This is a genomic window from Brevundimonas sp. P7753 (assembly GCF_013386595.1).
Taxonomy (GTDB): Bacteria; Pseudomonadota; Alphaproteobacteria; order Caulobacterales; family Caulobacteraceae; genus Brevundimonas; species Brevundimonas bullata.
This window is the reverse complement of record NZ_JACARP010000259.1, coordinates 1-316: the sequence shown is the minus strand read 5'-3', so window position 1 is coordinate 316 and position 316 is coordinate 1. Positions and strand designations below refer to the sequence as shown.

Below are 316 nucleotides of genomic sequence, written 5' to 3'. Positions count from 1 at the left end.
TGCACGGAGAAGTGTATCAGAGACAGCCGTGGGCGGCGGCGGCGGCAACGGTGGTTACAGCATCGGCGCCAGCGTCATGGGCGGTCTCGGCGCGGCGGTGACGGCGACCATCGGCGGCGAAGGGGCCAACGGCGGTCGCGGCGGCAAGATCAACATCGACTACACCGGCGATATCGCCACGCTGGGTCTGGGCTCGACCGGCGTGCTGCTGCAATCCATTTCCGGCGGGGGCGGTAACGGCGGCTTTAGTGTCGCGGCCAGCGTTGGCGGCATTGGGGCCCCTGCAATCAGCGTCGGCATTGGCGGCAATGGCGGC

At 69.0% G+C, this 316-nt stretch carries 1 pseudogene; it reads left to right on the top strand.

Annotation, left to right across the window (positions count from 1 at the left end):
• Nucleotides 1-316 (top strand): annotated as a pseudogene (locus HX774_RS19490) (hypothetical protein); the annotation flags it as partial.